Below are 8,319 nucleotides of genomic sequence, written 5' to 3'. Positions count from 1 at the left end.
ACACCGGCATAATTGTTGTGATTTGCTTTCATTTTAGTATCTTTGAACCATAGGAAACAGTACGATCCACATTACAAACTGATATACAATTGGTTACAAACTATTTTTGAATTACAAAAACGATACTGTTTTCAATTAAGAATCCCGCATTTAAGCGGGATTTCTTTTTCTAGAAAAGCTCTAATTGCTGACCGGGAGTATTTATATCCAAAGATTTTTTCCCATAAAATAACTCTATATTTCCAAATTGCTTATCTGTAATACACATAATTCCAACCTGCCCATGCTCCGGTAAGAAAGATTTAACTCTTTTTATATGAACTACTGCATTCTCACTACTAGCACAATGACGAACATAAATAGAAAACTGAAACATAGTAAAGCCATCTTTCTGCAGATTTTTCTTAAAGTCCACATATGCTTTTTTATCCTTCTTTGTTTCAGTAGGCAAATCAAATAATACAAGTACCCACATAATACGATATTCACTAAATCGGTTCATCTCACATTTCCGGATATAATATTCTACGCAGTTCACCACTAAAGCATTTATACAGAGATGCAGTAGTCTGTCCCACCGCAACCATTAAAGGACTACGTTTACCAGAGATAACAACTTCTAGTGTAGGAATAGTAAGTAACTGAGCTTTTAAACCTTTCGTCAGTTCATCACAATTCATCCCCTCTTGGAATATCTTATAAACCAACTCATCAACATAGGGCCGATATGGCTCCATTATATCATCAGCCAGACAATAAGCATTATATCTATTATGATGATGTATTCCTAATGTAGGTAAAAGTCCACTGGCAACTAGTCCACGTGCAACCACAGCTCTTAGAATCGCATATCCATAATTTAACAGATTATTAGGCGGAATTCCTTCCCTATCTCTTGTAAACCCTTTTATTTTAAACAAATTTTTCCAATAATAGGCAGCTGCACGAGCTTCGAGATTATCAGAGTCTCCACTTTTCACATCAGCAGCCCATATAGTCATACACTTTACTTCTGCACCTGCGCATTTTTTCAATACAGCTGCTTGATTTTCAATCTTCATTCTTACAGTCTGTTGCCACAACTGCTTTATCAGAGGAAGAGAGGCATCCAACTGTTGGCGAAACCGTTCATTTTGTGTCGTGTTTCCATATAAAGGAAGCATTAATCCAACCGGCATACTCTTACTGTCGCAAGTTATGATAGCACAATTGTTTTCAAGTAACGCTTCTAATACTCCTGAAGTAATAGTTATCTGCTTATTATCCAATACTACTACACCAAGATCCTCTATTGGTTGAGTTACCTCTGATTGTTGTTTAAAGCCGTCAGGCAAGGTGTCGTTTTTCACAACCTCTGGCAATTTGATTACCAACTGTGCATTCCTCAAAGATAAATAAACAGGATTACCGAAATAAAGCGTTTTTTTAATCATAGTATTCTACTTTTTTAATTACTACTACTCACTATCCGCTTCAAAAGACAATTGGAGCGTTTTTTCTCCCTTTTTCTAAATTTGCTAAGAAGTTTCGAAAAAATATATTGCTTCTTCCTAACTCCTTCTCTGCTTGCTCATGAGCTACTCCAGCTACAATACCTTTGTTGTTGTTCTCCATTCCACGCGGAACGGGTTTTCTTAATTTGAAATAACCTAATATTATTCATTATCCTATATTTTTAATACTCACCTAGCGATACAATTTGCCCAATATGATCAACTCTAACTTTCACTATTTTATCTAATCCCTTTGAACTACGAAAATCAGTCCATATTATGCCTTTTAGAGCTGAACTTGTATCTTTGATAGTAGTTTCCAAATGATGTCTAAAAACATAGTTTTTATAAGTAAACTTTTGCACCCTAAACAAATTAGGACTTATCATCGCATAATTCTCCGGATTCAATAAATCTACCTCTTTAGGATTGAATCCTGTCTTCTCATTGGGAAATACAAAATATTCATTTTGCTTCATACTAAACAGAAACTGCCATCCCTCACTTCTTCTATAATCCTTATCTATAATAGGTTGACCAAGGTTTGCCCGTGTCACCGCATCAAAGAAAGAAACCACTACTTCATCAAGTTCATACTTCGGATTACCTTCTTCATCAAGTACTATCTGTCCCACTTTGTCCAAGACAGGCTTTTTATAGACAGCCACATGATGATTGTTACCGGTATTCACAAAATCCACAGGAATTTTCCTTCCTTCTTTGTCCAAAATCAAGTTACCGTCTTTATCTTTCTTCTCATGCAGCGATTGAGCATTACTAATTCCTCGAATACTCACACGTTTAATAGATATTCCTTTAGCTTCATTCAACCATATTGGATTTTCATCCAAGTTGACGAATGCCTTTTTGGCATCTCCACCATACTCTTTTAGCCTTTTCTCCAAAACACTACGAATTTTCACATCTATCACCTTATCTATACTTAAATTGGGATCAATCGGCTTTCGTATAGTATAAACTGTTTCAAACTCTACCGTCTGTACTTTTTCCGGAACCATTTCCGTTTGTTTCTCATCAAGATAGAGCGGATTCTTTTCCAATGTATTTTTACCAGTAAATGCTTTCTTCGGATCATTGCCAAAAGCCTCCAAACGTTTAAGTAAAGCATTCCGGTAAGCAAGCTTACTTACAGTAGCAATCTTAGCAACATCAAAAGTAGCATTCACCTTTTCTATTTTCGTGGCATATTGCCGATGACTTCCGTAAACAGTTTCTAAATGTAGCTGTCCTCGTGGTGTTTGTTGCAGTTTCCAGTTTTCACCATTTTTTTTCTTTGTACGGTTTACATTAGAAGTAATTACCTTATTTTTAGCCTTGATAGATACCAATAAGTTTTCCAAATGGCGTTTCGCCTCGGCGCGAAATTGCGCTAAAGGCATGGGAGCAAGAGCCTTTCCATTTTCAAAGTAACGAGCCTTTATACCTGTTATATTAGCATGTTCCTTGGAAACGGGCATCCAAGCAGCATTCTTATTATTATAGTATTGAATAAATACATCTTTTGTGAAAGCTACCGTCAGAGCATCCATTGCATGGTGTCTATGATCGTTTCTTTTAGTCCAGTCCGTTATTTTTTTTATTTTTCTTCCATCTTTGTCCTCAAATATCTCTACCATACCAAGCTTTTCATATTTAGGCAGATTCAATTCTTTCATAAGATCCACAAGTTGCCAATCCTCACGCAACTTATCAGTAATAGACCCAGTAGTAGCCACTACCCTGCGACTAATTTCATTCAACATAGCGAGAGCTTTCTTGGAGATATACTGCGTATTCCGCAAATCTCGATCGATAAATCCTTCCTGAATATCTTTCTCTTCCATTTTTAATTTCCTGAGCTTTGTCTTTTTATCCTTGAATAAGGCCTCGCAACGATTGAGAAACTTCTCCAAACCATCATCTCCGTATTTCTCTTTTACAAAATCATAAGCCGTCTTATTACCTTTTTCTATATTGATAGTCCTGTATTCCAATGTTTTATTAGACAGTGAATCATCGAAAAGACGAGCTTGCGGAATGATGTGTTCAATATCAATCTCTTTACTGAATATTTTTTCTCTCGGAATATACTCATTAGAATACAAAGTCTTATACCCGTTATCCTTTAATTCTTCATAGAGTTTATAACGTATAATATCATTACGGCTAACATTCATCATACCAAATTCTGTTCGCAGCAACTGACGGATTTCATCATGTTCACGAGTATTTCGTGCTATGGATTTTGTTAATTCTTCTCGTTCTTTAGCATTTTTCTTTAGTTCACGGGCCAGTTCCACACGAATTTCATCAGGTTTGCCGTAGGTATCAATGATTGTATTAATCAGATTAACCATTTGGTTCAAAATCTTTTCAACCACAGGGTTACGCAGGCTATTCTTGGGGAGAATTTCCAATTTATCCTTCAATATCTTATTTTCTATTTCATCTTTGGTCAATGAGGATTTGGAATGACGATACCCCGCATAGTCACATGCAACGTCATATTGATTACCTTCTTTCAAATAAGGTAGTATCTTTTTAATAGCCTTTGCACTCAGACTTCCGTAATCTTCTTGAAATGACACATTAGCAAGTTCTACAGCATACTCTTTTTCCACGTCACAAAGCTGCATAATCTTCTCAAGCAGCTTACCATTCCCGGTCGGTGTATTATCTCCCTCAAAAGAATACAGTAAATGCCAAAGTCTGAAATAAGACTGCCTCTCAAGTTCTTTATCCTCTTTACTCAAATCAATAGAAAGCAGTTCTGTATTCCATCCTAAATTAGTGAATATGGTTTCCAGCTTTTCTATAATCTCATCTGCAGATTTCTTAAAATCCACAGGTTCATAACCATACTTCTCAATCATCTTGCTGTATGCTGAGAAAAGAGCGAATCCTGTATGATTACCATCAATCTGCTTAAAATTCAGATCCAGTTCCTGGAAATTTCCGAACAACAGTTTCAGAACCTCAGCCTTTTTCATACTCTCTTTTACCAAAAGTTCCTTAGCCAGCAATTCTTTTTCTTCCTGATACAAAGACCGTTTTCCTTCTACGAGCAAAGGCTCTTCCGAGTTATCAAACAATGTAGAAGATTTATCCGCTTTCTTGCGTTGATTCTGTTTATCCCACGCAAAAACTTCAATATCATTCAAGGTTTGCCATATTTTGAACTCTTGGAATAACGGATGCGAACGGGGAATCACCCGACAGCCCACTGTCTTATTCTGTTTTCTACCATCCTTTTCTATTATAACTTCTCGCTTCTCAAATTCGCAGAAACTTATTAATCCTTTTTGACTCTTTAGACGACGTTGATAAAAAATAATGATGTCACGAATTTCTTTTTTCAGTTTCGCAGTCAACTCCTCATGAAACTCCGCCTGTTTCTCCCATATCCTGTCAAATTCATCTAAATAATCTTGTCGATAGAACACTCGGTTACGCAAACTTACGTTAGAATCTTTTTCCAACTCAGACATCAAATACTGTCCAACCGTCTGACGATTGAAGTAAAGCTGCTTACTACGATCACTGATTGCACCTAGATAACCGCTAGAAGCACTTATCTGTCCATTGATTTCCTGCAATACAATAGCTATAATCTCCGGATTCAACTGTTTAGAAAGAGCCTGCACACGCCAACTATAATTTTCTAATTTTAAATCATTCCCCTTGGTATCTCGCTTAAGACCGACAAGTTTATATTCCTTCACTATTTCTTCCGTTCTTGCCTCTTCCTCATTCCAGACAGTTTCTTTCTCTGACCAAACAAAGTACTTTGCCAAAATAGCCCAAGTCTGACTCCTATTTTTGCTTCTTATCTCTTCTTTCGCAATATCACAAAACGATTCCGGATTAAATTGCTTTTGGAAATTCCAAATCCTATCAAACTCATCTTGCAAATCAGAGCGATAAAAATCCGGCAATGTCCTTTTACCAGCTTCAAGCATTTGCAAGCAAAGCTCTCCTGGAGTTAAATCTTCTTCATAAAGTTTTCTGGCCACATCCATACCATCAATCAATACGCCATCTTCACTTCCTTTGGCTTTCCGGCTACTTTTATAACCACGCTTCTTATTAATCATCAGTAACACTCGAGCAAACTCCTCTAAAGAAACTTCTTCCACTGCAGCTTTCGCTCTTAGACGATATGTTTCAAATGTTGTTTTATTACCATGTTCAGAAAGTAAAGTGCTATCTGTTATGAAACCGTGCTCTTTCAATACTTCAATGAGAGTGTCACGTCGCAATTTATAGCGTTGCAAATTACGACGCATACTTCGTTTAAGAGTTCTATCTGCATTCGTGGTAATACTTTTTCCTTTTTCGAAATTTTGCATTTCATCCACTGTCAAAGGATTCACTCTTACACCAAGTTTGATAATAGACGATACTTCCTCAGCATTTTCCGCTTCATTGACCAATGCCCAACCAATGCTATTGCATCCTAAATCCAATCCTAATACTTTTTTCATGATATATTTTGATGTTTTGTCAAATATAGTAAAAACTTTTTGTATCCTATTGTTTTTCCAAGTTTATTTCATATATTTGCCAGACTAACATGAAGCAAATCACAATAAGGATTATTCCGTTGTGAAAACATTAGGTTCCCTCGTCCTCAACGGGGGATTTTTTTTTATCTTTGCATTCGCAAAAACAATTATCCAATGATAGACCAACCTACCATAGACAGAATTCTGGATGCCGCACAGATTGTAGACATTGTATCGGACTTCGTTACGTTGCGCAAACGAGGTGTGAACTATGTAGGCTTGTGTCCGTTCCATGATGACAAGACGCCATCTTTCTATGTATCGCCTTCCAAAGGGTTGTGCAAATGCTTTTCCTGCGGTAAAGGTGGCAATGCGGTGCACTTCATTATGGAGCACGAGCAGATGAGCTACCCCGAAGCTCTGAAATATCTGGCAAAGAAATACGGTATCGAAATAAAGGAGCGCGAACTGTCCAGCGAAGAGAAGCTGATGCAGAGCGAACGTGAAAGTCTGTTCATCGTGAATAACTTTGCACGTGATTACTTCCAAAATATACTTAAAAACCATGTGGACGGACGCAGCATTGGTATGGCATACTTCCGCAACCGTGGTTTCCGAGATGATATCATCGAAAAGTTCCAGTTAGGCTATTGCACCGAAAGTCACGATGCCATGGCTCAGGAAGCCATCAAGAAAGGATTCAAGAAAGAATATCTTGTCAAGACAGGACTTTGCTACGAAACGGACGATCACCGCTTGCGCGACCGCTTTTGGGGACGTGTTATTTTTCCGGTGCACACACTTTCCGGTAAGGTAGTCGCTTTCGGCGGGCGCGTGCTTAGCAGTGCGACGAAGGGAGTCAAGGTTAAATATGTCAATTCTCCCGAATCGGAAATCTATCATAAGAGTAATGAGTTGTATGGCATTTATTTTGCCAAACAGGCGATTGTGAAACAAGATCGCTGCTTCCTGGTGGAAGGATACACGGACGTTATTTCCATGCACCAGTCAGGTGTGGAGAATGTGGTTGCCTCTTCGGGAACGGCACTGACTCCGGGGCAAATCAAGCTCATTCACCGCTTCACCAATAACATTACGGTACTCTATGACGGTGATGTGGCAGGTATCAAGGCTTCTCTCCGTGGCATCGACATGCTGCTGGAAGAAGGAATGAATATCAAGGTTTGTCTGCTCCCCGACGGGGAAGACCCGGACTCCTTCGCCCGAAAGCACAATGCTACAGAGTTCCAGAAATTCATACAAGAGAATGAAACGGACTTTATACGTTTCAAAACCAATCTTCTGCTGGAGGACGCAGGAAAAGATCCCATCAAGCGTGCGGAGTTAATCGGTAATCTCGTACAAAGTATATCTATTATCCCAGAGGCGATTGTCCGCGATGTATATATTAAAGAATGCAGCCAGTTGCTTCGTGTAGAAGACAAGCTGCTGGTTTCGGAAGTTGCCAAACGACGCGAAACGCAGGCGGAAAAGCAGGCGGAACAAAGGAACCGGGAAATAAGGAAGAACAATGCTACCCGCGATGCCGCGCAAGCGCCGCTTCCCGACGGTATTCAACCACCCTACCCTGAAGACATGTCTCCTTATCCCATGGATGGAGATACGCCTGACGGCGGTGCACCGCTTCCACCGGAAGCTGCCGAATACGTGTCTTATATCCCGCAAGAAGGAAAAGAAGGACAGGAATTCTACAAATACGAGCGTCTTATCCTGCAAATGGTAGTACGCTACGGAGAGAAAGTATTGTGCAAAGTTCCTGATGAGGAAGGGAAAGAAATTCCCGTCACGGTAACGGAATACGTGGTCAACGACTTGAAAGAGGATGAACTGGCTTTCCACAACCCGTTGCACAGGCAGATGTTGACGGAAGCGGCAGAGCATATACATAATGAAGGCTTCACCGCAGAACGGTATTTCCTGGCGCATCCCAACCCTATCATCAGCAAACTAAGTACAGAGTTGATTGCAGACCGCTACCAACTGAGCAAATATCATTCCAAAGCCCAAAGATTGGTAACCGACGAGGAACGCCTATTCGAATTGGTACCTACACTCATGATTAATTTCAAGTTCGCCATCATCAGTGAAGAAATGAAACACATGATGTATGCCCTGCAAGATCCTGCCGTAGCCAATGATGAAGAACAATGTACCTCTATCATGAAACGCTACTCAGAACTGCGTGAGATCAAAAGTATTATGGCCAAACGATTGGGAGACAGAGTTGTACTCGGTTAAATCACCTTACTGTAGTGTACTGAATAAGTTGACACTTCTAAAATTAGAAATTCATATGGAAG

The 8,319-nt window shown here is 39.1% G+C and carries 5 protein-coding genes; 1 reads left to right on the top strand and 4 read right to left on the bottom strand.

What is annotated here, in order from left to right; genetic code table 11:
• Positions 1-169: 169 nt before the first annotated feature.
• The 4 genes from cas2 to cas9 all read right to left on the bottom strand — a co-directional run bounded on the left by cas2 (position 170) and on the right by cas9 (position 5,977).
• Complete coding sequence (gene cas2, locus QZ135_RS23845; RefSeq protein WP_294615480.1) at positions 170-502, bottom strand: CRISPR-associated endonuclease Cas2; 333 nt, start codon at positions 500-502, stop codon at positions 170-172.
• Between the two features lies 1 nt (position 503).
• On the bottom strand, positions 504-1,433 hold the full coding sequence (gene cas1, locus QZ135_RS23840) for a type II CRISPR-associated endonuclease Cas1 (protein ID WP_294615478.1): 930 nt from the start codon (positions 1,431-1,433) through the stop codon (positions 504-506).
• A gap of 40 nt (positions 1,434-1,473) precedes the next feature.
• Positions 1,474-1,614, bottom strand: coding sequence for a hypothetical protein (locus QZ135_RS23835; RefSeq protein ID WP_294615476.1), 141 nt, complete (start codon positions 1,612-1,614; stop codon positions 1,474-1,476).
• A 61-nt stretch (positions 1,615-1,675) separates the two neighbouring features.
• Positions 1,676-5,977: a type II CRISPR RNA-guided endonuclease Cas9 gene (gene cas9 / locus QZ135_RS23830; protein WP_294615474.1), complete on the bottom strand. Its 4,302-nt coding sequence runs from the start codon at positions 5,975-5,977 to the stop codon at positions 1,676-1,678.
• Between the two features lie 195 nt (positions 5,978-6,172).
• Between cas9 and dnaG the strand changes: the two genes are divergently transcribed.
• Positions 6,173-8,257, top strand: a complete 2,085-nt coding sequence (gene dnaG / locus QZ135_RS23825; protein ID WP_294615471.1) for a DNA primase — start codon at positions 6,173-6,175, stop codon at positions 8,255-8,257.
• Positions 8,258-8,319 lie beyond the last annotated feature (62 nt).

The organism is uncultured Bacteroides sp. (assembly GCF_905207245.1).
Taxonomy (GTDB): Bacteria; Bacteroidota; Bacteroidia; order Bacteroidales; family Bacteroidaceae; genus Bacteroides.
The sequence above is the reverse complement of the archived record's forward strand: the minus strand, read 5'-3'. Positions and strand labels throughout refer to the sequence as shown.

Bases quoted from the DNA above. Each gene is read 5' to 3' on its own strand.
- cas1 (WP_294615478.1), bottom strand. From the start codon at position 1,433: ATGATTAAAAAAACGCTTTATTTCGGTAATCCTGTTTATTTATCTTTG.
- QZ135_RS23835 (WP_294615476.1), bottom strand. From the start codon at position 1,614: ATGGAGAACAACAACAAAGGTATTGTAGCTGGAGTAGCTCATGAGCAA.
- dnaG (WP_294615471.1), top strand. From the start codon at position 6,173: ATGATAGACCAACCTACCATAGACAGAATTCTGGATGCCGCACAGATT.
- cas2 (WP_294615480.1), bottom strand. From the start codon at position 502: ATGAACCGATTTAGTGAATATCGTATTATGTGGGTACTTGTATTATTT.
- cas9 (WP_294615474.1), bottom strand. From the start codon at position 5,977: ATGAAAAAAGTATTAGGATTGGATTTAGGATGCAATAGCATTGGTTGG.